This is a genomic window from Desulfovibrio sp. DV, from assembly GCF_001936595.1.
Lineage (GTDB): Bacteria > Desulfobacterota > Desulfovibrionia > Desulfovibrionales > Desulfovibrionaceae > Solidesulfovibrio.
Genome location: NZ_MLBG01000066.1, coordinates 1 through 25621 on the forward strand (window position 1 = coordinate 1; position 25621 = coordinate 25621).

Annotated in this window: 25 protein-coding genes and 1 riboswitch; of the genes, 6 read left to right on the forward strand and 19 right to left on the reverse strand. The window is 64.4% G+C overall.

Translation table 11 applies throughout. The features are described from left to right. Positions 1-245: 245 nt before the first annotated feature. The 10 genes from DVDV_RS14110 to DVDV_RS14155 all read right to left on the reverse strand — a co-directional run bounded on the left by DVDV_RS14110 (position 246) and on the right by DVDV_RS14155 (position 12633). Positions 246-1313, reverse strand: a complete 1068-nt coding sequence (locus DVDV_RS14110) for an NAD-dependent epimerase/dehydratase family protein (protein WP_075355281.1) — start codon at positions 1311-1313, stop codon at positions 246-248. A 47-nt stretch (positions 1314-1360) separates the two neighbouring features. Beyond that, positions 1361-2296: a glycosyltransferase family 2 protein gene (locus DVDV_RS14115; protein WP_075355282.1), complete on the reverse strand. Its 936-nt coding sequence runs from the start codon at positions 2294-2296 to the stop codon at positions 1361-1363. 112 nt (positions 2297-2408) lie between these two features. Beyond that, positions 2409-3884, reverse strand: coding sequence for a radical SAM protein (locus DVDV_RS14120; protein ID WP_075355283.1), 1476 nt, complete (start codon positions 3882-3884; stop codon positions 2409-2411). A 1-nt stretch (position 3885) separates the two neighbouring features. Next, complete coding sequence (locus DVDV_RS14125; RefSeq protein WP_075355284.1) at positions 3886-4914, reverse strand: glycosyltransferase; 1029 nt, start codon at positions 4912-4914, stop codon at positions 3886-3888. After that, positions 4911-5894 (reverse strand): glycosyltransferase family 2 protein, encoded by a 984-nt coding sequence (locus DVDV_RS14130; RefSeq protein WP_075355285.1) that lies wholly within the window; start codon positions 5892-5894, stop codon positions 4911-4913. Before DVDV_RS14130 ends, DVDV_RS14125 begins: the two co-directional genes overlap by 4 nt. A gap of 22 nt (positions 5895-5916) precedes the next feature. After that, on the reverse strand, positions 5917-6867 hold the full coding sequence (locus DVDV_RS14135; RefSeq protein WP_075355286.1) for a UDP-glucuronic acid decarboxylase family protein: 951 nt from the start codon (positions 6865-6867) through the stop codon (positions 5917-5919). 86 nt (positions 6868-6953) lie between these two features. Continuing rightward, positions 6954-7811: a 50S ribosomal protein L11 methyltransferase gene (locus DVDV_RS14140; protein ID WP_075355287.1), complete on the reverse strand. Its 858-nt coding sequence runs from the start codon at positions 7809-7811 to the stop codon at positions 6954-6956. A gap of 277 nt (positions 7812-8088) precedes the next feature. Beyond that, on the reverse strand, positions 8089-8385 hold the full coding sequence (locus DVDV_RS14145; RefSeq protein WP_075355288.1) for a hypothetical protein: 297 nt from the start codon (positions 8383-8385) through the stop codon (positions 8089-8091). A gap of 117 nt (positions 8386-8502) precedes the next feature. After that, positions 8503-10827, reverse strand: coding sequence for a DUF459 domain-containing protein (locus DVDV_RS14150; RefSeq protein ID WP_075355289.1), 2325 nt, complete (start codon positions 10825-10827; stop codon positions 8503-8505). A gap of 318 nt (positions 10828-11145) precedes the next feature. Then, positions 11146-12633, reverse strand: coding sequence for an MBOAT family protein (locus tag DVDV_RS14155; RefSeq protein ID WP_075355290.1), 1488 nt, complete (start codon positions 12631-12633; stop codon positions 11146-11148). 232 nt (positions 12634-12865) lie between these two features. Between DVDV_RS14155 and DVDV_RS14160 the strand changes: the two genes are divergently transcribed. Then, complete coding sequence (locus tag DVDV_RS14160) at positions 12866-14005, forward strand: DUF459 domain-containing protein (protein WP_075355291.1); 1140 nt, start codon at positions 12866-12868, stop codon at positions 14003-14005. 46 nt (positions 14006-14051) lie between these two features. Then, a complete protein-coding gene (locus DVDV_RS14165) occupies positions 14052-14438 on the forward strand; it encodes a hypothetical protein (protein ID WP_075355292.1) in 387 nt (128 codons plus the stop codon). Positions 14439-14520: 82 nt separating this feature from the next. On the opposite strand, the gene DVDV_RS14170 is transcribed toward DVDV_RS14165, so the two are convergent. From DVDV_RS14170 to DVDV_RS14180, 3 genes are all read right to left on the reverse strand, one after another. Beyond that, complete coding sequence (locus DVDV_RS14170; RefSeq protein ID WP_075355293.1) at positions 14521-14916, reverse strand: cupin domain-containing protein; 396 nt, start codon at positions 14914-14916, stop codon at positions 14521-14523. Between the two features lie 183 nt (positions 14917-15099). Beyond that, on the reverse strand, positions 15100-15525 hold the full coding sequence (locus DVDV_RS14175; RefSeq protein WP_075355294.1) for a MarR family winged helix-turn-helix transcriptional regulator: 426 nt from the start codon (positions 15523-15525) through the stop codon (positions 15100-15102). 163 nt (positions 15526-15688) lie between these two features. Continuing rightward, positions 15689-16540, reverse strand: coding sequence for a ribonuclease H-like domain-containing protein (locus tag DVDV_RS14180; RefSeq protein ID WP_075355295.1), 852 nt, complete (start codon positions 16538-16540; stop codon positions 15689-15691). Between the two features lie 135 nt (positions 16541-16675). On the opposite strand from DVDV_RS14180, the gene DVDV_RS14185 reads away from it, so the two are divergent. After that, complete coding sequence (locus DVDV_RS14185) at positions 16676-17665, forward strand: hypothetical protein (RefSeq protein WP_075355296.1); 990 nt, start codon at positions 16676-16678, stop codon at positions 17663-17665. 77 nt (positions 17666-17742) lie between these two features. Here the strand turns inward: DVDV_RS14185 and pspC are convergent, their stop codons facing one another. The 6 genes from pspC to pspA form a co-directional block, all read right to left on the reverse strand. Beyond that, the gene (pspC, locus tag DVDV_RS14190) at positions 17743-18129 is read right to left on the reverse strand and encodes an envelope stress response membrane protein PspC (RefSeq protein ID WP_075355297.1); all 387 of its coding nucleotides are present in this window, start codon (positions 18127-18129) and stop codon (positions 17743-17745) included. Beyond that, positions 18117-18371, reverse strand: coding sequence for an envelope stress response membrane protein PspB (locus tag DVDV_RS14195; RefSeq protein WP_075355298.1), 255 nt, complete (start codon positions 18369-18371; stop codon positions 18117-18119). Before DVDV_RS14195 ends, pspC begins: the two co-directional genes overlap by 13 nt. A 22-nt stretch (positions 18372-18393) precedes the next feature. Then, a complete protein-coding gene (locus tag DVDV_RS14200; RefSeq protein WP_075355299.1) occupies positions 18394-20442 on the reverse strand; it encodes a methyl-accepting chemotaxis protein in 2049 nt (682 codons plus the stop codon). 19 nt (positions 20443-20461) lie between these two features. Further along, positions 20462-20546, reverse strand: a riboswitch (cyclic di-GMP riboswitch). Positions 20547-20940: 394 nt separating this feature from the next. Beyond that, the gene (locus tag DVDV_RS14205; protein WP_254845387.1) at positions 20941-21294 is read right to left on the reverse strand and encodes a PspC domain-containing protein; all 354 of its coding nucleotides are present in this window, start codon (positions 21292-21294) and stop codon (positions 20941-20943) included. Then, positions 21291-21572, reverse strand: a complete 282-nt coding sequence (locus DVDV_RS14210; protein ID WP_075355300.1) for a hypothetical protein — start codon at positions 21570-21572, stop codon at positions 21291-21293. Before DVDV_RS14210 ends, DVDV_RS14205 begins: the two co-directional genes overlap by 4 nt. 149 nt (positions 21573-21721) lie before the next feature. Continuing rightward, positions 21722-22405, reverse strand: coding sequence for a phage shock protein PspA (gene pspA, locus DVDV_RS14215; protein ID WP_075355301.1), 684 nt, complete (start codon positions 22403-22405; stop codon positions 21722-21724). A 170-nt stretch (positions 22406-22575) separates the two neighbouring features. On the opposite strand from pspA, the gene DVDV_RS14220 reads away from it, so the two are divergent. From DVDV_RS14220 to DVDV_RS14230, 3 genes are read left to right on the forward strand one after another with little or no spacing between them, the layout of a single operon-like run. Next, positions 22576-23706 (forward strand): sigma 54-interacting transcriptional regulator, encoded by a 1131-nt coding sequence (locus tag DVDV_RS14220; protein ID WP_075355305.1) that lies wholly within the window; start codon positions 22576-22578, stop codon positions 23704-23706. A gap of 9 nt (positions 23707-23715) precedes the next feature. Further along, positions 23716-24975: a pitrilysin family protein gene (locus tag DVDV_RS14225; protein ID WP_075355302.1), complete on the forward strand. Its 1260-nt coding sequence runs from the start codon at positions 23716-23718 to the stop codon at positions 24973-24975. 19 nt (positions 24976-24994) lie between these two features. Then, positions 24995-25555 carry an O-acetyl-ADP-ribose deacetylase gene (locus tag DVDV_RS14230; RefSeq protein WP_075355303.1) on the forward strand — a complete coding sequence of 187 codons (561 nt, stop codon included), beginning with the start codon at positions 24995-24997 and terminating at the stop codon, positions 25553-25555. The last annotated feature ends 66 nt before the right edge of the window (positions 25556-25621 follow it).

Below are 25621 nucleotides of genomic sequence, written 5' to 3' on the forward strand. Positions count from 1 at the left end.
GCCAAAAAAGGTTTCCTCCCCCGGGACCCCCACCTTCCCAAAAAATTCTTAAAGGGGGGATACGTCGATCACCGCTGGTTGATCAACCAGAAATGGCGGGGCTGCGACCGCTTCGGTCGCAGCCCCGCCACTGAAAAGCCACTCCGCCTCCCGCCAGCCATTCCCCTTTGCAGGGGTCCGGGGGGATCATCCCCCCGGCCGCCGGAGGCATCTTCTCTTTTTCTCTACTCTACTCTTTCCCTACGCTATGCTGTTTCCATGACATCTTTCTGGACGTCATAGATTTCCTGCAGGATGGTCGGCACGGTATAGGCCATCTTCCAGGTCGGGTAGTGCTGTTCGAACTTTTTAAGCCCGCTGACCCACCAGATATGGTCGCCGATGCGGTTGGTCTCGTCGTACTCGTAGTTGAGCTTTTTGCCCGAGATTTCCTCGCACATGGCAATGGCTTCGAGCATGGAGCAGTTGGAGTAGCGGCCGCCGCCCATGTTGTAGACTTCGCCGATGCGCGGCTTCTCGAAGTAGTGCCACAGGCTGTTGACCAGATCGTGGGAGTGGATGTTGTCCCGGACCTGCTTGCCCTTGTAGCCGTAGATGAAATACTTTTTCCCCGAGATGCAGCAGCGCATGAGGTAGGACAGAAAGCCGTGCAGGCGCGTGCCGGAGTGGGACGGGCCGGTCAGGCAGCCGCCGCGGAAAACGCCGGTCTTGAGGCCGAAATAGCGGCCGTATTCCTGGACCAGCACGTCGGCGGCCACTTTGGACGCGCCAAAGAGGCTGTGCTTGGTGTGGTCGATGGACATGGTCTCGTCGATGCCGTCATTGTAGATGTGGGACGGATCGATTTCCCAACGGGTTTCCAGTTCCACCAGGGGCAGGTAGTTGGGCGTGTCGCCGTAGACCTTGTTGGTGGAGGTGAAGATAAAGACCGCCTCGGGGCAGTTCTGGCGGTAGTTTTCGAGCATCACCAGGGTGCCGTTGGCATTGACGGTGAAGTCCATGTAGGGGTCGGAGGCGGCCCAGTCATGGGAGGGCTGGGCGGCGCAATGGATGACGGCTTTGACGTCTTTGCCGTAGCGGCCATAGATCTTGGCGATGCCGTCATGATCGCGGATGTCGGCGTCGTAGTGGGTGTAGTTTTTGTGGGCGGCTTCCAGACGCTGCTTGTTCCACTCGGTGGAGGCGTCTTCGCCGAAAAAGGTCTTGCGGAAATTGTTGTCGATGCCGACGACGTCGAAGCCCTTGTCACAGAAAAATTTCACGGTCTCGGAACCGATCAGGCCGGCCGAGCCGGTAACGATGGCGACTGCCACGGGGATCTACTCCTGTTGGCGGGTTGGGTGCGAGTATCGGGGGCGGCTTACGCGCTTGGGGCCTGGCGTGTTCTTCTGGCCAGAAACAGTGCGCCCACGAGGAAACGCAGGAAATACATGCCGAAAGCCTTGCCCGGATGGGACAGGAGCCTTCGGTAGCGGCCTTGTTCAATAAAGACGCCAAAAAACCGGTAGACCGCACCGTATTGGCGGGCAATATCCGGGTCTTCCCTGGTCCATTTGGCGATGTAGGCCTCGGCGCTGCCTGTGTAATACGTCTTCTTTTTCAGGTAGCGGCCGAGGTGGAAAGCGGCTTCGTTGTGGAACAAAAGCGGCACGTCAAGCCCGCTGCGGTTCTCGAAGCCGGTGAGCGCGTCGAGAAATCCCTCCCGGGGCAGATGGGAAACATAGGCGTCCACCGCGTCGAAATCGTAGCGCGACAGGAGGCCGATGGTTCCGATGCCTTTGAGCTTTTTATCCAGATCCCAGTCCTCCGGGCCGGTCAGGGAGGTGTCGAAGCCGCCGACGGCGGCAAAAGCGTGCTTGGCTATGATGCGCACACCGTCGATGACGGTGCCGTCGTAGAAGCTGCGTTCAAAGCGGCGAACCGACGGAAAATAATCCGCGCCAAGAACGATTTCGGGAATATGCAGGGCCACGTGCCCGGCGGCGTCGAGCAACTCCACGCAGCGGCGGACAACGGTACGCGACAGGATCATGTCCGCGTCAAGAAACATGACATAGTCGCCCGTGGCCACGTCGAGCATCCCATAGTTGCGCTGGGCCGAGCGTTCCGGTCCCTGGTCGAAGACCAGATCGGTAAACGTGCGGGCAATGGCTTTGGTGTCGTCGGTGGAGCCGTTGTCCACCACGATGATTTCCAGGGCCTCGCCGGGGAAATCCTGGGCCGCCACCGAGGCCAGACAGTGGCCGATGTTGGCGGCTTCGTTTTTCGTGGTGACCACCACGGAGACGCGCACCATACGCTAGCGCCCCCCTGCCGGACGCAGGCAACGGGAGGGATGGCGGCGGCCAGGGCCGGCGAATAAAGTGGGCATGGTGGTCATGGCAATATGCAGGCGGCTTGTTGCGGGCTTACTTGCAATCGCACCCCTTGGCGCGACTTTTGTTGAGCAGATGGCCGAGCAGCTTGGAGGCGGCCCGAGCCAGGAATTTTATGTCGTCGAGGTCGCGGATACTCATGATCTTGCGGATGATAAATGCCGGCGACAGGGCGGCTTTATACAACTCATCTTTAAATTGCAACACGTCGGCATTGGAGATCGGACTTTTCCAGACCGACATGCGCATGTCGTAGTCGTCCCAGTTCTCGGTGGTCAACCAGCCGTTTTGCCTGGCTTCTTCAAAGAGCGGCGTGCCGGGATAGGGGACCACGATGGTGGCCTGCAGGGTGTTGAGCAGCCCGCGCGAAAAAAGTGATTTGGCGAAATCGATCGTGCGCCGGGCGTCCTCGCGCGACTCCCAGGGATAGCCGACCATGGTGGTGATATGCGGCTCGAGACCGGCCTTTTTGGCCATGCGCATGGTCTCCTCGATCTGGGAAACCTGGATGCCCTTTTTCAGGCGATTGAGCGTGTCCTGGGACATGGACTCAAGGCCGATCAGGATGAAGCGGAAATTGGCCTTTTTAAGGAGATGCCACTGGTCCTGGGTCAGCTCGCCAACCCGCATGTTGCAGCCAAGGACGACCTTTTTATGGAGGCCTTTGGCAATGAGCAGATGGCAGAATTCCTCAAGCCAGGCCCCGCGCGGGAAGCAGCCCGAGTCGTCAAATATTTCGCGCACGCCCAGGTCGTTGACCAGATGCTCGATCTCGGCCACATGGCGGGCCGGCGAGACCGTGCGGTAGGTCTTGCCCGGGAAAAGCGTGGTCCAGCTACAAAAGGTGCAGCGTCCCCACCAGCAGTCGCGGCCGGCCATGACGTAAGTGCCGGGCGTGTACTTGAAGTTGCCGTTTTTATAGGCGTAGCGTTCCCACTTGGTCAGCTTGCGGTCGATGTACGGCAGTTCGTCGAGGTTGTGGGTGAGGTTCCCCACGCCGCCGTCGACGATCTCGCCGCCCTCGCGCCGCCACACGCCGGCCGGCATCTCGGCCAGCTTGCCGGCCAGATGGTCGGCCAGATCGGCCAGGATGAAATCAAAGTCGCCGCCGCAGATGACGAAGTCCACGGGGGAATTTTCCATGGATTCCCGCGGCAGGGCCGTGACGTGGTCGCCCATGAGCACCACGACGGTATTGGGCAGGGCCTTTTTCAACTCGGCCACGATCTTCCAGTGGCGCGACACCACCGGCGTCTTGGTCTCCATGGCCACCAGATCCGGGGCTTTGGCGACGAGTTCGCGCATGAAATCGTCGTAGCGCTTCTCATCCGCAATGCCGTCGTCAAAGGAGACGTCGTGGCCGCGCGCGGCCAAGAGGCTCGCGGCATAGGCCGGCACCATGGGATAGATGTAGGTGGGGTTGGTGAACCACTGGAACTGGCGATTCTGCGTTAAAAGCGGCGTTCCTTTTTCCGAGGAAAGCGGCGGATAGGCCACGGAAATCTTCATATTACCTGCCAAGGGAGCTGGTCAGCGTTTTGCGGGTGAGGCCATAGAGAAAGCGCAGGCCGTACCAGATATGGGTAAGGGCCACATAGGGAATGGCGGCCAGGGCCACGGCCGGGGCTTCCTGGCGCAGCAGCCGGAGTTCGAGAAAAACAGCCAGGAGAAACAGGCCATAGGCGCCAAAGCCCAGGCCGAGCAAGGTCCCCAGGACCGGGGCGGGCGAGACGCCGTCGGCCACCAGGAAAAAGCCGTAGGCCAGGGCCACGGCCAGAAAGAGCACCCAGGCGGCCGGAGCGAAATAGCAGGGACGGCGCGAGGTTTCGGGATGCACCCGCACGAAATGGCCCCGGTGCAGGCCGTAGTTGCCGACCTGGCGCAGATGCTTGGCCAGTCCCGGCCGGCGGTGGTGCCAGACGAAAAGCTCGGGCAGATAGAGGATGCGCCCGCCCTTTTTGTGGACGAGGTCCAGGCAGAACTTGGTGTCCTCGCCGGGCCAGCAGGCGGTGTCGAAGCCGCCCACGGCAAAAAAGGCGTCGCGGCGCACGATCAGGTTGACCGTTGGCCAGTCATCCACAAACCGGCGCGGCGGTGTTGGCCGGTAGCGTTCGGGAAAGCCGGTCAGGCGGCTTAGAAAGACCGCGCCTGACGCCCTGGCCCAGAACGGATCGTCCGGCGGGGTCTCGGCCGGGCCGCCCACGGCCGACACCTCGGGCGAAGCCTCGAACACGGCCCGGGCCACGGACAGCCAGCCCCGGTCGGGATAGGCGTCGTCGTCAATAAAGGCCAGATAGGTCCCCAGGGCCGAGGCCGAGCCCATATCGCGCTTGACCGCCGGCGACACCGGCCCGGAGGCCAGGGCCCGCACCCGGGGATCGGCGGTCAGGGCCGCCACGTCCATGGCGTCGTCGGGCACGAGAATGATCTCGAAATCCGTCTCGGCCAGGGCCAGCAGATGGGGCAGGCTCTCGTTGAGGTAGGGACCAGGGGCCTTGAACGGAATGATGATGGAAAAAAGCGGCGCGTCAGAACTCACTGCGTCTTATCCCAGGTTCCGGCGCGGGAGCGCACGATATAGAGGGGCCGGTTGACCACCTCGGTGTGGATATGGCCGATGTAGAGCGACATCATGCCCAGGGCGCACAGCACGATGCCGATCAGGAGCGTATTGAAGACGGTGAAAAAGGCCAGGGTCGTGATGTTGGCCCCGAAAAACCAGTTGGCCAGGACCATAAGCCCGAGGACCGGCACGGTGACCGTCATGATCAACAGGCCCAGATAGCCGGCCAGGCGCAGCGGCACGAGCGAAAAGGAGGTGAAGCTGTTTATGGCCAGATCAAAGAGCTTTTTGACGGAATAGGCCGGCTCGCCCTGGCTGCGGGCCGGGGCGCAAAAAGAGATGTAGGTCTTTTTGTAGCCCATCCAGTCGATCAGGCCGCGAAACATGCGCGAGCCTTCGGTGAATTTGGACAGCGTCTCCACGACCTTGCGGTCGAGCAGGCGGAAATCGGTGGAATTGGGCGGCAAATCGAGGTCGGTAAACCGGCTCATGAACCAGTAAAAGGCACTGGAGCCGACTTTTTTGACCAGGGAATAGTCCGCGACCTTTTCGCGGATGGTGGCCACGATGTCGTAGCCCTCCTCCCACTTGGCCAACAATTCCGGGATGATTTCCGGCGGATGCTGCAGATCGGCGTCGAGGCAGACCACGGCGTCGGCGTCGGCGGCGTGTTCGACGCCGGCGGTCAGGGCCATTTCCTTGCCGAAGTTGCGGGAAAACATCAGGCCCTTGTAGCGCGGGTCGGCTGCAGACAGTTCCTCGATGATGCCCCAGGAACCGTCGCGGCTGCCGTCGTCGACCAGGATGCAGTCCCAGTCATAGGCCGTGGCGTCCATGACGGACGTGATGCTGTCGCGCAGGGCATAAAGCCCCTGGCCCTCGTTGTACACGGGAACCACAAGGGATATTTTGCCGCTCCGCCCGGGGGCGGAGCGGCTGTGCTCGTCATGCGTCATGAAACGGTCCGCCGGCGGCAGCTTACTGCTGGCGCAGGAATTGGTCGAAGTACTCAATGGTCTTTTTCAGGCCCTCAGCCAGGGGGATCTTGGGCTCCCAACCGAGCTTGGCCTTGGCCAGGGTGATGTCCGGGCGGCGCTGCTTGGGGTCGTCGGTCGGCAGGGGCCGATACTCGATGACCGACTTGGAGCCGGTGTATTCGATGACCAGCTTGGCCAGCTCCAGGATGGTGAACTCGCCCGGGTTGCCGGTGTTGACCGGGCCGGTGAAGTCGTCAGGCGTATCCATGAGGCGCAGGAAAGCCTCGATCAGGTCGTCGACGTAGCAGAACGAACGGGTCTGCTGGCCCTGGCCGTACACGGTCAGGGGTTCGCCGCGAAGGGCCTGGATGATGAAGTTGGAGACCACCCGACCGTCGTTGGGGTGCATCCGGGGTCCGTAGGTGTTGAAAATACGGGCCACCTTGATGCGCAGGTTGTGCTGGCGGCGGTAGTCGAAGAAAAGGGTCTCGGCGCAGCGCTTGCCTTCGTCGTAGCAGGAGCGGAAGCCGATGGTGTTGACGTTGCCCCAATAGGACTCCGGCTGCGGATGGACCGACGGATCGCCGTAGACCTCGGAGGTCGAGGCCTGCATGATCTTGGCCCGCAACCGCTTGGCCAGGCCGAGCATGTTGATGGCCCCATGCACGCTGGTCTTGGTGGTCTGCACCGGATCGTGCTGGTAGTGGATGGGCGAAGCCGGGCAGGCCAGATTGTAGATCTCGTCGACTTCCACATAAAGCGGGAAGGTGACGTCGTGGCGCAGCAACTCGAAATGCGGATTATCGAGGAGATGCAGGACGTTCTGCTTGGCCCCGGTGAAATAGTTGTCCAGGCAGAGGACGTCGCAACCCCGGTCGAGCAGGCGTTCGCACAGGTGCGAGCCGAGGAAGCCGGCGCCGCCGGTGACGAGAACACGTTTTTTCAGGTGCATGGCTTGTGCCTTGAAGACGGTTTGAGGTGGTTTAGGATTTCAAACGTGGAAAGCGCCTCAATAAACCCGTTTGCAGGGAATGTAAATCATCGCCAAGTCAGCGACGCCCATTCCCCGGACACCCGGCGCTCGGGTTCGGGCAGCCCGGCGGCGCGGTAGGCGGCGGTGACGGCGTCGGCCTGGGTTTCCAGGATGCCGGACAAAACCAGCATCCCGCCCTCGGCCACGTGGGAAACAATGCGCGGGGCCATGGCGATAAGCGGTGCGGCCAGGATATTGGCGGCCACCACCGCATAGCGGCTGTCCTCGGCCAGACAGCCCACCCCGCCGACAGCCAGGCTCATGCCGTCTTCCACGCCGTTTAACCGGACATTGTCAGCGGCGCACCATACGGCCTGGGGGTCGATGTCGACGCCAAGGCCGGTCAGGCCCAGGCGGCACAGGCCGATGCCGAGGATGCCGGAACCGGTGCCGAGATCGAGAAAACGCATGTCCGGCGTCAGCCATCCGGCCTGGTGAGCCGTGGCAAAGGCCTCCAGGCAAAGGGCGGTGGTCGGATGGTGGCCGGTGCCGAAGGCCATCTTGGGTTCAATCAGGATGGGCCGGCGGCTGCCGGTGTCGTGGTCGGCCATCCAGGGCGGCAGGATCTCATAGACGCCGCCGATCTCGATGGGCGTAAAAAAGGCCATCCAGGCTGCGCCCCAGTCCTCTTCCTCGATGGTGGACACCGCTATGGGCAAATCCGGCCAGTCCCGGGCCGCCTCTTCGGCAAACTCCCGGGCCGGGGGCGCGTCTTCCAGGTGGACGCGAAACCGCACACTGGCGCCGTCGTCGGCTGCGTCCTCTTCCCACCCCTGGGCGGCCCGGTCCGAGAGCCAGGCTTCCACCCGTTCCGCCAGCTCGCCGCCGGCAGCCGTGATATCGACTCGAAGCAGTTTGCGCACGATCACTCCGTAAAAAAGACGAAAACAGGAGCATCGCCCCTGTCTTTATCGCAGGAAAACCCATCCCGCCCCAAACGCGGGGTCACCTGAACGCATGTTGGCCATACCCGGACCGCCAGGCCAGCGCGGCCCACGGCCCCGGGCCAGGGCACAGAAACGCCCGCCCGGCCTCAGGTCAGGGACAAAAGCCTGACCACGCCCCACAGCCCGAAGCCGGGGCTTGTTGCCGTCGCCCGGAACGCCCGGCCTCTGGCCGCAACGGGCCGGGACGGCCAGCCTACCCGTTGGCGTCGGTCAGGGAACCGATACCCGAGGTGTAGGCCCCGAGCACGTCCTTGGAAAGTTGGTAGGTTTGGCTCATGTCCTTGGACGCCGATGCAGATGAGGTGCCTGTGTCGGCATTGAGGGCATCCAAGGTCTTGCTGACAACCGCCGCACCCACAGTCTGCTTGTCAATGGGAGCGGATTCACTGGCGGCCAAAGAGGAGCTGATGGTGTTCATATTGTCCAACGTTTTGGAAACAATTGAAAAAGAAGCAGCGGCACCCATCCCGTTCCCATAGGAGTTGCCCATCTCGTCCTCCCGCTGACGGGTTCGCTGACTGTACGCATCCTCTACAAGGGCTCAAGCAACCTTCTTTCGTGATCTACCCATACCGCGCCCCTCGGTCAAGGGCCGGCAGGCCATGGCCTACCGGGCGGCCATGGCGGCGACGCCCACCGGCAGTTGCACAACCTGCCCGATCCGCAACCGGACCGGATCCAGATCAGCGTTTTCAGCCAGGATGCGCTGGGCGCTTAAGCCGTACATCCGGGCCATTTCCCAGATCGTGTCGCCCTGGGAGATGACGTGCTGGCGGGCCGGGGCATGGGCCGGACCGGCCGAGGGAACACCCGGCACGGACTGGGCTTCAGCCGGCGCGGGCACGGCAGCGGACGGCGCCGAAACAGCTTCCTTTTTCGGCGCGCCCGAGGCAGCCACGGCAGCCAGGGACGACGGCACCCGCAAGGTCTGGCCTTCGCGCAGATGCAGGGGATCGACGCCGGGATTGGCCGCAGCCAGGGCCTCGACGCTGATGTCGAAGCGCCGGGCGATGCTCCACAGGGAATCGCCGGCGGAAACCGGGAAGACAAGCAGTTCCGAGGTGACGACCGAACCATCCGTCGGCACGGTGACGAGCTGGCCCACCTTCAGGCGCACCGGATCGACCTCGCCGTTGAGGGCCAGCATGGCTTCCAGGGACACGCCGAAACGGCGCGACAAGGCACACAGGGTATCGCCCGGAGCCACGGGGTACAGGCCCGCGTCGCTCACAGCCCGCGCCTCGCCGGCAGCCGGGGCGGCCGGAGCGCGCAGGGCCTCGGCCCGGGCGTTTTCCGGCACGGCCAGCATCTGGCCGGGCTTGAGATGCAGGGGGTCGAGGCCGGCGTTGAGCCGGGTCAGTTCGCTTGCGTCCACGCCGAGGCGCCGGGCAATGGTCCAGAAATTGTCGCCGTCAGCCACCACATAGCCGGCACCGGCCTGGGTCGCCGCCTCGGCATGGGGCTTGCCCGAGGCAGCCGGACGGGCCGCAGCCTGGGAAATGACCGGCAGGGCCAGTCCCTGGCCGATGCGCAGCCGGGTCGGATCGACGCCGGGATTGGCTTGGGTCAGTGCGGCCACAGTGACGCCGTGCTGGCGGGCAACCGACCAGAAGTTGTCGCCTTCGGCCACGGTGTGGGCCCGGGCCGTCGTTGCCTGGGCCGCCGGACGCGGCCGGGCCTGGGCCACAAGGCTCCCGTCCGCGCCGGCCGGCGCAGCCAGACGCTGGCCGATGGACAGCCGCCGGGGATCAAGGCCGGGATTGGCCGCAACCAGGGCGTCGGGTGACACGCCCAGCCGCTTGGCCACGGACCAGACCGTGTCGCCGTCGGCCACGGTATAGGCCGCGGCAGACGGGGCCGGGGCAACGGCCGCAGGGCCCGCAGGGGCCGGTCTGGCCGCCAGGGCCACGGCCTGCGGCCGGGCCGGAGAGGCGGGAGCAACCGGCGGGACGGCCGGCAGATCGGTGGTTTTCGGGGCAACGGCCGCCACTGCCGGGACCGGTCTGGCCGGCTTGGGGGCCACGGCTTCGGCTGCGGCCACAGTGGCCGGACCAGCCACAACCGGGGCAGCGGGAGCCAGGGTCGGGACAGCCGGGCGGCCCAGTTCGGCCACGCTGACCGGGGCCTGGGCGGCGCGGGCCACCGGGGTCAGATCGCGATTGTCGATGGAGGCCAAAAGCGCGCCCTGGGACAGGCCGGCAGGCACGGCAATGGTCTCGATCAGCCGGGCGGCCAGCAGGCGCGAACCGGCCCCGGAGATATGCACCCCGTCGTCGGCCCGAAGCTTCACCACCGCGCCGGACGGGGTTTTGGCCACCGGGGCATAGGCTCCCCGGGCATCGGCCAGCACGTCGCGCACATCAATATAGGAACAATCGGGGAGGCTGGCGGCCGTAGCGGCCAGGACGGCGTTGACCCGATCCATGGAGGCGTTAAAGGCCGCGTCGCCCATGACCGGCACGCCGATCAGATAGACGGCGGCAGAGGGATTGAGCGACCGGGCAATGCCGTGGAGCCGGGCAATGCGTTTGGCATACTGCCCTTCCCAGGCCTTGGTGCCGAAAGCCGCAGTGCGGCCCTGGCCGGTCGGCAGGGGCTTGTCGTCGTTGGCGCCGAGCATGATCAGGACCACATCGGGATGATGGCTGGCCACCTGGGCGGCCAGTTGGGCCTCCCAGTCGAAAAAGGCCGGATTGGCCAGCCCGCTCGACACCTTGCCCAGATAGGCAAAACGCGCCGAGGCCTGGCCGGCAAAAGCGGTTTCGAGCTGCTTGCCAAGACCGATGGACAACGAATCGCCCACGAGCAGGATGCGTTTGACGGCCGGGGCTGCCGGATCGACCTTGGCCGCGCCCGCAACGGGCAGACCGGGAGGAAGGATCAGGGAGACCATTAAAACGGCCAGGAGGAGGACCTGACTCGGGTTTCGCATAATCGACACCTCATCGCCGGCCCGGCCCGCCGCGCTGCGACCCCCATCGCACGCCAACGCCCCGGAAACAGCATGATAATGTAAGAAACGCGACCCTGGATGGTATGAGATTCTCAAACAGCAGACGTCCCTAAACGCCGCGTCCGGTCCTGTGCCCAAGCCTCCTAAAGACTCGTTCCCCAACGAAATCGGGCACTTACCTTTGGACGAAGCCGCCAATGCTGCGTTCCCATCCTGGGTTTCCACCATAGCAGAACGGGAGTACGCTTACAAGAAGAATACCAAATTCTTGCAGTGCTCGGAAAAAACTGGAAAAAACTAGAATTGGAAATAAATGAACGGCAAAACGCCGTCCGGGCCGAGCTTGAGGATGCAGGCCGCCGCCACCCCAAGAGCCAGGCCCTGGGCCGGGAAAGGCAACCATTCAAAGCTCTTGCGGAAGAAATCCCGACCGGTCAGATGCAGCAGCTGCACCACGAGCACCACGGCCACGAGAATCAGGCAGGTGGGCCGAAACGTCGCGCCGTCAGGATCAAAGGCCGCAACCCGGCGCAAAATGTCTACGGCCTTGCCGGCGTCCTCGGCCCCGAAAAACACCCAGGCCACATTGACATAGGCAAAGGTGACCGCCCAGCAGGCCGCATTCCACAGCGCGCTGCCCACCCCCGGGCCGGACGCCGGTTCGGGCAGTCCGCCGGCCGCTTCCAGGGCTTCCCGGCGTCCCGCTTCCCGGGCCGCCAGCCGCGCGGACCGGAACTCTCCCACCATGTGCGCCCCGACCAGCCCGAAACCGTGGATGAATCCCCAGACCAGGAAGTTGTAGGCCGCCCCGTGCCACAAGCCGCCAAGGGCCATGGTGGCCACCAGGTTTAAGTACTTGCGCACCGTCCCTTTGCGGTTGCCGCCAAGGGAAATATAGAGGTAGTCTCGCAGCCAGGTGGAAAAGGTGATGTGCCAGCGCCGCCAGAAGTCGCGCAGGCTCAGGCTCGTGTACGGCGCATTGAAGTTGTCCGGTATGTCAAAGCCCATGAGCAGGCCCACACCCTGGGCCAGATCGGAATAGCCGGAAAAGTCGCAATAGATCTGCGTGGCGTAGGACAGGATGCCGACCAGCACCGCAGCCGAACTGTAGCCCTCGGGCGCACCAAAGGTCACCCGCACGATATGCTCGGACAGGTAGCTTGAAATGATGATCTTTTTAATGAGGCCCCGGGTCAGCAGGTAAAAAGCCCGAGTGAAATCCACCTGGGAGACCCGCTCCTTTTTGAGCTGGGGCAGAAAACTGCCGGCCCGCAGGATCGGACCGGACAGGATGGTCGGGAAAAAGGAGATGAAGCAGAACACCTCGACCAGACTGCGCTCCACCTTGGCCGGGTCCCGGTAGACGTCGATGGCGTAGGACATGCCCTGGAAGGTGAAAAAGGAGATGCCGATGGGCATGATGACATCAAGCAGCGGCACCGGACTTTTTACGGACAGCACCCGGAACAGCCAGTCAGCCGAGATGTAAAGCATCTCGTAATACTTGAAGAAAATCAGCATTCCCAAGGAAAAGGCCACATAGAGGACAAGACAGAACCGCCTGAACCGGGCATCGGAGGTTTCGGCAAAGACCACGGCGAAAAACCAGGTCAGAAAGCTGAAAACCAGCAGGATCAGCAGGAATTTGGCGTTAAAGGAGGCGTAGAAGATGTAGGAGGCCAACAGCAGAAACAGCCGATAGGCTCCGGCCCGCGACCGCAAAAGCCAGTTGAGCGGCAAGATGACGGCAAAAAACAAGGCGAATTCAAAGCTGGTAATGTTCATCGCGGCTCTCGGCGACCTCCCGGAAGTGACGCGCAAGCTAGCTTTGCCGCCGCCAAAAGGCAACCGGCTTGGCAGCCGCCAGCCACACCGTCGGCCCTCTGACGCCCGCCTCCCCACATTTTTTCGCTACATCCCGGTATGTTGAGCCAATTTGAATTTCGGCCCGGACCTTGCTCTCTCGTGGTTGCCCCCGGCCGGAGAGTCCGCGCCGGACAAACCCAAGGCCGCTGCCATGCCCCATGTTTCCCCCGCTTCCCCCATCCGCCGCCCGGCCCTGGCCCTGGCCCTGGCCTCGGCCCTGCTCATTGCCGCGCCGGGCCTGACCCATCCCGGACTGGCCCCGCCGACCGGCCCCCAAGACAGCCTGCACACCCTGGCCGCCAGCCTCGGCCGGCCCGAAGGCACGGCCACGCCGGCCACGGATAACGCCGCCCTGCGCGCCGCGGTCTCGCCCTATGCCGTGCGCCTGCCCGTGGATAAAACCGCCAGACACCCTTTGCACGGCCCCGTGGCCATCCACCGCACCGTTCGCCTCGGCTCCCTGGCCGCACCGCTTCGCCTCGTGCGCCTGGCCGACCCCGAGCCTGCCCCGGCCCCCCAGCGTCTGGCCGCTGCCCAAACGCCGGTCGCACCGCCACCAGCGCCAGAGCCAGCCGCGCCGGTTGTCAAAACTCTGTCGCCCCAAACGCCCCCGCCGCCGGCCCAGGCCGCGACAACTCCATCCGCACCCGGCAAAAGCATCCTCGTGGCCGGCGATTCCCTGTCGCTTTTTCTGGCCGACGCCCTGCGTCCGCTGCTCGCCCACCGGCCCCAGACCGCCTTTGCCTCGCGCGGCAAAGTCTCAAGCGGCCTGGCCCGGCCCGATTTCTTTAACTGGGAACGCGAAATGGCCGCCCTGGCCGCCACCCACCGGCCCGATACCGTCATCGTCATGATCGCCACCAACGACAACCAGACCCTTACCCGGCCCGACGGCTCCAAAGTGGCCTTCGGCCGCCCCGGCTGGGACGCCGAATACGCCCGCCGCGTCCGCCGCCTTGTGGAACTGGCCCGCCTGGCCAACCCGGCCGCCCGCATCCACTGGATCGGTGCGCCGGTCATGGGCGATCCCAAACTCAATGCCGACGTGGCCGCCATAAACACGGTCATCGCCCGGGAACTGGCCACCCTGCCCGGCACCCGCTTCATCGACGTCTCCCGCACCCTGGCCGACGCCGCCGGGCGCTACACCCCGGCCATGCCCACACCCGACGGCCCGCGCACCACCCGCACCAAAGACGGCGTCCACCTGACCCCCTACGGCGCAAAACTGCTGGCCGGCGCCACCCTGGCCTCCCTTGGCCCCAACCTCGCAGCCCTCACCAAACCCTAAGCCGCACACCCTTTACCACCCCCATAAGCCGTGCTAGAGCCGGCCCATGGAAACCATCCTGCTCAAAATCCTCGAAGTCCAAAACGAGATTTTGGCCGAGCTGCGCCTGCTGCGACAAGCCGTCAGCCACGACCCACCCCTGACCGCCGCACCGCCGTCTGCCCAGCCCGGCCCTGCCATCGACCACACGCCAGCCAGCCCCGATCCCTTCGTGCCGCCACCGCCCCCCCAACACCCCGGCGGCCGCCTCACGGTCAACGATCTGGCCGACATCGGCGGGCAATTTCTCAACTCCGGCCCCATCTCCCAAACCAAAGTCAAGCCCGTGGACGCCGCCGACCTCAGCCACTCCATCCTCGATGACATCAAGGCCAAGAACAAAGCCAAACGCAGTGCGTTTGCCGAGTTCGAGAAGTTCGGCCGGGATCGTTGACAGCAAGTCCGGCTCCTGCCCGAGCCATGACAAACGCCCCGCAATGCCTCTGCATCGCGGGGCGAAGCCACAGGTGGGCCGACTACAGCCACGAAGGCTTGGAAGCCGCGAGGACGCCGTCGTTTTCAGTGGCCTGCACGAGGCTGTTTGCCTCGGTCTGTATGCAAAGATACAGCAAGGGGCTGGTCGCATCGGCCTTCAGGCATCGCTCCCCAGCCGGGCTGACGCGGATGACGCTGCCCTGGGCGACCGCAAATTCTTCGCCATCCACGTAAAACTGCCCCTTTCCACTGAGGATGACATACACCTCTTCATTTCGCTTGTGCCAGTGCGTGAAGGGAACGCTGACGCCTGCCGGCAAGGCATTGACCGACAGTTCCGATCCGGAAAGATCCAGCATGTCCTTGAATGTCATTCTTCCAGCCGTCTCCACTCCCGCAAATGACGCGACCTTGTAATTCGTTTGAGCCTTTTCCATAGTCTTCCCCTTTTCTGGACACTGGACCAAACCAGATGCCCGTGTTTGAGCACGTTTTGCTACAGCAATTTCCAACCACATCCGATGGACCGCTTCCGGCGCGGCCAAGCCATGTCCTGCGGCAACTGCGCTGGCACGCTCCTCCTGTTATTTGTTCTATATAGAACTATTTTGGCAAAAAAATTAGCCCAGGTTGGCCAACACACGCTCCAACCCGGCAACAAGGGCCTCTTTGGACGTGTCTTCCATGGTTCCCCAGACAGCGGCCAGGAGCGTGTCCGAGATTTCCTGAAAATCCTTGCGAAACCCCTCGCCTTTGGGGGTCAGGGCGATCAGGGCCACCCGGGAATCGGACGGAGCGGCCTGACGGCACACATAGCCCGCGCTTTCCAGCTTCCTGACCAGCACGGTCAGGGTGTTATTTTTCCGGTCGATGCTCTTGGCCAACACGCCCATGGGAACCGGGCCGCAGGCGTACAGCGTGGCCAGGATCGCCCCATGGGACGGGGCCAGATCGGGATGCCCCCGCCGCTCGAGTTGTGCGACGATAAGGGCATTGGCCTTCTCCCGGACCCGACTGATGAGCGACACGACATGATCGGTTGGCATGGGGGGACGGATAGTTCTATGTAGAACATTTGTCAAGGCCCACCCTCTCCCGACAGCCCCGGGCCGTGGCCCACTCCCAAACAGCCTTATGTTGTTTGAGCTAAAAGCACTGCCGGCAAAATGAAGCGGCTAACGGGGAGAACAGCAGGGTGCGGGCGGGGCTCTACCGGCCCCAGCCGGAGCCCGGGCGGCGTTCGTGCCAGACGCGGCGCAGCACGTCGGGGTCCGGGGCGTGGGGGTTTTCTCCGGGGGCGGGGATGGGCTGGGTATACAGGTGGGCGAAGGGGGTCTGGCTCAGGCGTTCGTTTATGGCGTGGGCCAGCAGGACGGGCAGGGCCAGGACATCGGCGGCATTGTAGGCGAGCAGGGTTTCGAGGACGGCGGGTTTGCCGTGGCGGGAGTATTCGCGCCACAGGAGCACGGCCAGATAGCCGTCGGCTCCGGCCAGGTCGCCGCGATCGACGCCGTAGCGTTCCTCGCATTTTTTGAGGCCGCCTTTGACGCCGATGCCGCACAGGACGTTTCGCAGGTCGATGTGGGCCTTGGGGAGTTTCGCGCCGAGGTGCGAGGTGAGGATGGGCGCGTCGAAGCAGCGGCCGTTGAAGGTGACGAGCACCTTGCTGGCGGTGATGGCGTCGTTGAAGTCGTAGAGATTTTTGCCGTGGGCGTAGGTCCGGGCGGTATGTATGCCGTCGTAGAGGGCCACGGCAGTGACTTCGTTTTGGGGTGTGCCGTCGGTTTCGATATCGACGCAGGCGAGGTGGTCGCGAAAATCGAAGAAGAGCCGCCAGGTTTCGGCCGGGGGCAGGCGGGTGGCGAACCAGTCGGCGTCGCCGGCTTCCAGGCGCTCTTTGGAAGCGAGCAGTTCCTCCCGCCACAAGGGAACTTTGCTGGAGGCCAGGGGCGGCTGCGGGGCATTTAAGAAGTCGTCCCAGGTGAGGAAACCGGCGTCCCAGAGGCGGCGTTCGGTGGAGGGGCCAAGGCCGGGGAGATGCAGAAAGGTATGGGTAAGCACGCGGGTCGTGTACCTGTTTTGGCGACAGGCCTCAACCATCCCGAAGGTGACGACGGCACTAATTCTGCAAGGGTTACGCCGACCCGGTGATTTTTTCCGCCGGCGCTTGAACGATCATCCAAGGAAGGAGCGCCCATGTCGCGACCGTTTGACGCTGCGCCTGCTTTAGCGCGAAAGGTTTTCCCGTCCGGCGACCGTCGGGAAACTGTCATTGCCCGGGAACTGTATCGCACCGGCTCGTTGCGGGGGGATTTCGAGCGCCTGGCCAGTCCGGCCGTGCCCATGGCCGATGCCGACATCCTGAGTTTCCTGCTCAAATATTTCCATGCCTGCCTGTATCCCGGTTCCCAGGACCACGCCGTCCCGCTTGGAGAAATAAGCGATCTGCTGGCCCAGTTCTACGAGTTGTGGCCGGGGGGGGACACCACGGGCAAGGTATTGCCCCTGGCTGGCGAGTACAGCGCCTATCCGCTGCGGATGTTGACGGATTTGCCGCGCACGGCCCATATTTTCCGGTCGGTGGCCAACCGGCCGTTGCCGCCGGACATGGTGCAGGACCCGTTTCTGGGCCTGGATCTCGGCACGGGCAGCGGCATTATTCTGGCGGCGGCCTGGTTTCAGGCCAAGCGCAACGGGGTTGCGGTCACGCAGCTGTACGGCGTGGAGCTCGATACCGAGATCGGCGGCCGCACGGCCGATCTCTTTGCCTCGCTTGGCATTGGCGAGATGCGCATTGCCGATGCCCGCGATCCGGCCCTGTATGCCGGGTTGCCGGACGGGCCGGTGGCCTTTGTCGGCAACGAGAACGTGCCGGCTCCCACGTCGCGGCACACGGCAGAACCGTTCAGCATGATCCATGCGGCCCTTTTTACGGCCCTGTCGCAGCGCCTGAAAAAGACGGTTTTCTTTCCCGAGGCTCTGGTTGTGCGCGACCGGGAGGCCGAGCTCGACGTGGTGCTGTCAAAAAACAACCGCTTCCAGGTGCCCAGGCACTATCGGTCGCTGCGCCCCAAGCCCCGCTCCATCGTCATCGAGGGCCGGCTGACCAAGCTGTGGCAGGTGGGCAAGGATTTCCGGGGCCATATTCCGGAGAGCTGGCTGGCGGTTATGCCTGGACGCTGGTAGCCGGCAACGCGATTAAACGACAAAGCCGGGCGCGGGGATAATCCCTGCGCCCGGCTTTTTTGCGTGGCCTGCCCGGGTCAGGGCCGGTGCAGGCGGCGGTCGAAATCGTATTCGCGGGAGGTGACGTGGTCTTCCAGGCGGCGCACCCGGCGATCGAGGCTCTCGAAGCGGCGTTTGACCCGGGCCAGGGCGTTTTTGCGCGAGGCCACGTAGTCGTCGTAAAAAGCGCGTTCCTCCTCGGAATCCGGGGCCAGCACCGGCTCGGGTTTGATGACAAACCCGGCGATCAGGTAGGCGGCGAGCATGGGCCAGATGCCGGTAAAAAGCGTGAGTACCACGACGCCCAGGCGCACGGCGTAGACCGGCACGTCGAGAAAGGCGGCCAGCCCCTTGCACACGCCCAGGATGGCCCCGGTGCGGGAGCGGTAGAGATTGCGGAAATCCAGCTCGCTTATGTGTCGCATGGCCCGTTCCCCTTGTTTCGGGATTCGAGAACGAGGGTTTCCAGGGTTTCGACGCGGCTTTCCAGGCGCCCCAGGCTGCGGTGGATTTCCTGGAGCAGCTGGGCCTCATCGGGATCGCCGCCGCGCGGGGCCGTAGCCCCCGGCCGCACCAGACGGACGCCAAGCAGGAAGATGACGCCCAGGATGACCAGTCCGATCAGGACGGCCCCGGCCACAACCAGGGAGGAAAGCAGTCCCATCATGTGTTTGTTCTCCGGGGCGGGATCAGGCTATCGCCTTTCCCGACCCCTCACGTTGCATGTCAAGCACGAGTCCGTGCAGGGCTTTGGCCTGGCCGGCCAGATTCTCCACAGCCGAGGATGACTGGTGCATGACCTGGGCGGTTTCGCCGGAAATCCGGTTGATGCGGTCCACGGTGCGGCCGATTTCCTCGGCAGCGGCGGACTGCTCTTCGGCGGCGGTGGCGATGGAGCGTACCTGATCGGCCACGGCATCGACAAGTCCGACGATGGCGGAAAGAGCCTCTCCGGAGCGGCGGGCCATATCGGTGGCTGCTTCGACATTTTGCACGGCTTTGTCAAAGCCGGCCACGTTTTGCTGGGTGCCGTCCTGGATGCCCTTGATGGCCGCGCCGACTTCCTTGGTGGCGGTCATGGTTTTTTCGGCCAGTTTCCGCACCTCATCGGCCACAACGGCAAAGCCGCGTCCGGCCTCGCCGGCCCGGGCGGCCTCGATGGCGGCATTCAAGGCCAGCAGGTTGGTCTGGTCGGCGATGTCGGAAATGACCTCCATGATGGCCCCGATGCCCTCGGCCTTGCGGCCAAGCGCGCCCATGTCTTCCTTGAGCGAACGGGCCTGATCGGCCACGGCGACAATGCCCTTGACCACGGCCTCGACCACGGCCGCGCCCTCCTCGGCCTTGGCTCTGGCGGCATCGGCGGAATCGGCGGCCTGCGAGGCGTTTTTGGCCACTTCAAGCACGGTGGAATTGAGCTGGTCCATGGAACTGGCGGCCTCGGCCACCTGCTTGGACTGGTCCTCGGCCCCCCGGCTCGACTGCTCGACCTGGGCAGCGAGCTGTTCCGAAGCGGCGGTGACCACTTCCACCACGCCCTCGATGCGCCCGGCGGCGTGGAGCATCCCTTCGACCTTGGCGTTTTCGGCCATGCGGCAGGCTTCGTCGGCCTTGGCCGTCTCTTCCCGGGCGCGCCGGGCCTCGGCCTCGGCCATTTCCTTGGCCTTGGCCACCTCGTCCATGCGGCAGTTGATGTCGGCGGCCATGGCCGCCAGGGCCTTGGCCAGAACACCGGTCTCGTCCTGGCTCGAAACGTCAAGGGTCCGGTCGGTTTCCCCCCTGGCCACGGCCCGGGCGAACTCCATGCAGGCCAGCAAGGGCTTGGTCAGCAGACGGGCGAACAGCCAGGCCAGGGCTGCAAAAAAGAGTGTCCCGGCCAGACCGGCCAGGCCGATCTTCAGGATGATGGCGTCGCGCGTGGCCAGGGCCTCGGAGATATCCGTGCCGATAAAGACCATGCCGACGATCTGGTCGCCGTTTTTAAGCGGTTCATAGGCCGTGCGGTACTCGCGGCCGAGAATCCGGTTGTCGCCGAGAAAGGTTTTGCCCTGCTGCAACACGGCGCTGATGATGGCCGGATTGTCGAGTCTGGTGCCGACGGCCCGCTGGCCATTGACTTCGAGGGAGGTGGAAACGCGGGTGTCGCCGTAAAATATCGTGGCCTCGGCCCCGAGGTCTTTTTTGGCGCTGTCGACCAGGGCGGTGTTTTTGGAAACATCCTGGCCGATGACGACCACGCCGACGACGCTGCCGTCCTTTTTGATCGGGGCGTAGGCGCGGATGGAAAAGCCCACGGTGTTGCCGGGCTCGAACAGGCAGACGGTATCTCCGGCCAGAGCGCGCTTGACGCCTTCCTGGTTGCCGATGTTGTCGCCGGCCTTGTCCGAGTGGGCCCGGGTCACGACATTGGCCTTGGCATCGGTAAACACGACCAGATCGACCTTGCCGGAGGCCATGACCACCTGGCCGAGTTCGCGCAATCGGGTGCCATTGCCGGCCAGGACGCCGTCGATGATGTTTGGCCGCGTCGCCTGGGTGCGGGCCATATCCAAATAAGTTTCCTTGTAGTCACTAATCTGTCTGTTAAAGACATTAAGATAACTGCGGACAGCCTGGCCGGTGATGGCCTCGTATCCGTTGCGGACGCTGGTGAAGGCGACGCACTGGATGATGGCCACAGTGGCAACGATAGAAGCAATGACCAACGCCAGGACCTTGGCCGATATGGAAAGCCGCATCACGTCCCCCTCGGTGTTGCCCAGCGGCCCGGCTATCTCGGCAACATCCTCCGAGACCCGTGGCTTTCCGGACCTGCCTCGCGGCAGGGGTGGCCTTATTGGGATAAAATTTCCTAGCAACACCATGGTTCGGACGCAAGGGTTAGTTTACTGTGTAATTATTTCCCATATACTGTTGCAATATTATGGAGCCTTTCAGCTCCATATCTTTCCATGAACAGAGTGATGCTACTCTATTGCAGGCTTCACACCGGAAAAATGATTGCATCCATTTCGGCTATGTTGGTATTTTTTCAAACCAACAGCAAGCGTATTCTCTGCCGCCAGCGACACACCGCATTCTGAAACCGGTTCCCTTGGTTGCGCCACACGGTTTGACAAGGGCACGGCGATACGGATTTGTACTTTTTTTCACTATATCGCCTCCCGATATTTGTTCGCCGAATCCATCCGCTGGGTTTATGATCACAAACTAGAGCCCGCTGCGGCCCGGCCGCCCTACGAGCGGCGCAGGCGACGGTCGAAATCGTATTCGCGGGAGGTCACATGGGACTCCATGCGGGCAATGCGGGCATCAAGGTCGCTGGCCCGGCGCGACATGCCGCCGGCCTCGCGGCGCAGCCAGCCCGAGGGGGCGTCGTCGAGGGGCTCCAGGCGCAGAAGGAGGCCGCAGGCCAGATAGCCGAGCACCGCCACAAAGCCGCTGACCACGAACAGCACCACCATAAAGGCCCGCACCACCAGGACCGGCAGGCCCAGGTATTCGGCCAGTCCCCGGCACACGCCAAGGGCCATGCCCCGGCGCGAACGAAAGAGCCGTCGACCGGAAGCCGTCATTTTGTCCTGTCTCATCGGTCGCCCCTTCTGCCGGGATTGCCCGGCTGCGAGTGTTGGTTGCCGGCGCTGCCGGACGTGCCCGGCAGCAGGGTTTCCAGATTGTCCATACGTTCTTCCAGCCGAACGAGCGTCTTCCTGACGTCTTCCAGGACGGCCAGGGCCTCGGCGTCATCGACGTTGCGGCTGCGGTCGTCGCGCCGGCGCAGTTCGCGCAGGGCGACGATGGCCACGACCACCAGCAGCACTTTGACGAGGGCCGGCAGATGGCCGATATATATGGTATGTTCCAGCACGTTGCGTCCTTGTCATTGCCGCCCCCTGGCCGGATGGCGGCGTCCGCTTGAAAAACGTCTCCAAGGGCAGGGGTCCGGGGGGATCATCCCCCCGGCCGCCGGAGGCATCTTCGTCTTCTCTCTTCCGCCTTCCGCCTTCCATCTTCCCTTTACACCGACCCCGTCCGCTTGGCCTTGATGCGGGCCAGTTCGCGTTCGACGTCTTCGTCGGCGGCCAGGCGGTCGAAGCGAGCGTCCAGGCTCTCGTCGTCGGCCGGGCGGCGGCTCGATGTGGTACCGGCCAGTTCGGCCTCGGCTTCCAGGCGTTCGATGCGGTTTTCAAATTCCTCGAAGCGGCGCAGGGCGTCGGAGGAATCGACCCGGGAGACATCTTCGCGCATCCGCTTCTTGCCGGTGGCGCGCATGTGGCGGGCAAGCAGGGTGCGCTGGCGTTCCTTGGCCGAGACGAGCTTTTCTTCCAGGGTGCCGATGTCTTCGCGGCAGGCTGCGACCATGCCTTCCACGGCGGCCAGTTCCCCGGCCAGGACATCGGCCCGGGCTTCGAGGTCGCGCTTTTCGAGCAGCGCCTCGCGGGCCAGATCTTCGCGGCCCTTGTCCACGGCCAGTTCGGCCTTCTGGCCCCAGCGGTCGGCCCGATCGGCCATGGCGTCGTGTTCGCGGCCGATCTTGGCGGCCTGGGCCATGGTGCGGGCGCAGTCGGCCTTGAGCTCGACCAGCGTCTCCTCCATCTCCTGGATCATGAGCCGGATGAGCTTTTCCGGCTCTTCGGCCTTGTCGAGCATGGCGTTGATGTTGGAGTGGATGATGTCTCTGAAGCGGCTGAAAATTCCCATGGCGTTCCTCCGTGCCGCGTTGGTGCTGCGGCCTTCGCGGCCCTTAAAGCAGGGACCGTGCCAGGGAAAAATCGGCAGCATTCCGGGCTGTTGCCGGAACCGGCCCAGACTGACCTTGCAGGATTCGCCATTTTATGCCATTTTTCGCCACAAAAGAGGTAAAACAAACCATGCCATCCGCCGCCCCCTGGCTGGCCGAAGCCCTGGGCCAGTCCGATGCCTTCCTCGAATTCATGGAAGCCGTGGCCCTGGCCGCCGCCGTCGACCGGCCGGCCCTCATCGTCGGCGAACGCGGCACCGGCAAGGAACTGGCCGCCGCCCGCATCCACTACCACTCGCCGCGCTGGCAGGGGCCGTACGTGCCCGTCAATCTGGCCGCCCTGCCCCGCACGCTTATTGAATCCGAACTCTTCGGCCACGAAGCCGGGGCCTTCACCGGGGCGGTCAAGCGCCGGCCGGGCCGGTTCGAAGTCGCCGACGGCGGCACGATCTTCCTCGATGAGCTGCAAACCGTGCCCGTCTCCATCCAGGCCAAGCTGCTGCGCGCCGTGGAATACGGCGTCATCGAGCGGGTGGGCACCAGCCTGCCGGTTGGCGTCAACGTGCGCGTGGTGGCCGCCGTCAATGTCGATCCCCGCGATCTCGTGCGCCGCGGCCGGCTGCTGCCCGATCTGCTCGACCGGCTGGCTTTTTCGGTCCTGTTCGCCCCGCCGCTGCGCAATCGCCAGGGCGACGTCGCCTATCTGGCCGAGCGCTTTGCCGCCCGCTTTGCCGCCGAGATCGGCCGGCCCGAGCCGCCTGTCTTTACCGCCGCCGCCCTGGCCCTCCTGGCCGCCCATCCCTGGCCGGGCAACATCCGCGAACTCAAGACCGTCATCGAGCGCGCCGTTCTCCAAACGCCCTGCCCGCGCATCGACCACATCACCCTTGACCCCTTCGCCCACCCCCACGCCCCTTTTTCCCCGGTTCGGGAGGCATCGCAGGAACCACACGGCAGCGGCCACCTGTCAGAATTGCGCCCTTCAGCCCCGCCCCCCCATTTCTCCCTGTGCAGGGGTCCGGGGGGATCATCCCCCCGGCCGCCGGAGGCATCTTCTCTTCTCTCTTTTACATCGACTCCCTCCCCCACCTGGACCGAAGCCACCGCCGCTTTTGAAACCGACCTGCTCGCAAGCGCCCTGGCCCGGGCCGGCGGCAACCAGCGCAAGGCGGCCGGGCTTTTGGGCCTGACCTACCATCAGCTGCGCGGCCTGTATCGCAAATATGCCGCTGCCCTTGACGCCGCGCCCAAACACCCGTAGCCCCAGGCCATGCGCCAAACCACCGAATTCGACAGCCACTCCCGCGCCACACGCCTGCCAAACGGCGTGCGCGTCGTCACCGAACACATGCCCCAGTCCAAGACCGTAAGCCTTGGCATCTGGATCGAAGCCGGCTCCCGCCACGAGGCGGCCGGACAGGAAGGCATGGCCCATCTCATGGAGCACATGGCCTTCAAGGGCACCCCCCGGCGCGATGCCCTGACCATTGCCAAGGAACTCGACACCCTGGGCGGCCTGTCCAATGCCTTCACCTCCCGCGAGGCCACCTGCTTCCATATCCGGGTCATGGACGCCCATCTGTCCCGGGCTTTTGACATCTTAAGCGACATCGTCCTCAACGCGCTCATCGACCCCGAGGAACTCGGCCGCGAACAGGCCGTCATCCTTCAGGAAATTTCCATGGTCGAGGAGACGCCCGAGGAAAAGATCCACGAGGACTTCTGGGCCGCCGCCTGGGCCAACCCGGCCCTGGCCCATTCCATCACCGGCACGCCGGCCTCGGTCTCTGCCGCCACAGCCGCCTCCCTGGCCGACTGGCGACGGGCCAACTACCGCCCCGACGCCATCACCGTGGTGGCTGCCGGAGCCATCGACCATGCGGCGCTCACCGACCTGGCCGACGCCGCCTTTGGCCGCCTGTCCGCCCTGGCCGCCGTCCCGGCCCATCCGGCCGGCCTCTATACGCCGCCCAAAATCGCCCTTCGCCGCGACTGGGAACAAAACCACGTCATCATGGCCTTTCCGTCTGTCGGCAATTCCAGCCCGGACCGGTTCGCTCATACCCTGCTGGCCACGCTCCTTGGCGGCAACATGTCCTCGCGGCTGTTTCAGGAAGTGCGCGAAAAACGCGGGCTGGCCTACTCCATCTACGCCGGCGTCAACGGCCTGTCCGATGCCGGGCTGCTGGAAATCCAGGCCGCCGTGGACCCCGAGCGCACCGGCGAGCTCCTTGACGTCGTGGCCGCCGAACTGGCCGCCGTGGCCGATGGAGCCGTGGCCGCCGAAGAACTCGACCACACCCGCGAACACTTGAAAGGGCTGCTCTACCTCGGCGCGGAATCCACCGAAAACCGCATGATGCGCCTGGCCCGCAATATCCTGCTCTTTAACCGCCACATCCCCATCGAGGAAACCGCCGCCGCCCTCGATGCCGTCACCACGGCCGATGTGGCCGCCACGGCCAAGGCCGCCTTTACCGAGGCCACAACCGGCCTTTGCATCATGGGTCCGACCGCCGCCATTCCCTAGCCAGCCCTCGGAGGCCCCCATGCCCGACACCGCCAGCTACGCCATCGGCCACGGCACCCTGCGCCTGATTGAAGGCGACATAACCCGTGACGACGCCGACGCCATCGTCAACGCCGCCAACGCCGCCCTGGCTGGCGGCGGCGGCGTGGACGGAGCCATCCACCGCGCCGCCGGCCCAAGGCTTCTGGCCGCCTGCCGGGAAATCATCGCCGACATCGGCCACCTGCCGGCCGGCGAGGCCGTCATCACCCCCGGCTTTGACCTGACCGCCCGCTACGTCATCCACACCGTCGGCCCCATCTGGCACGGCGGCTCCCACGGCGAACCCGACACCCTGCGCTCGGCCTATGCCCAGTCCATTGCCCGGGCCGTCGAACACGACCTTTCCACCATCGCCTTCCCGGCCATCTCCACCGGCGTCTACGGCTATCCCGTGGAACTGGCCGCGCCTGTGGCCCTTGGCGTCATGGCCGAAGCGCTCGGGACCGGCCCCGTGCGGGAAATCCGCCTGTACCTGCACGGCAAACGCGCCTTCGACCTCTGGCGGAGTACGGCAGAAGCGGGAGCGATGATACGGTAACGGGAATCGCCTCCGGCGGCCGGGGCTTTGCCCGGACCCACCGGGGGGATGATCCCCCCGGACCCC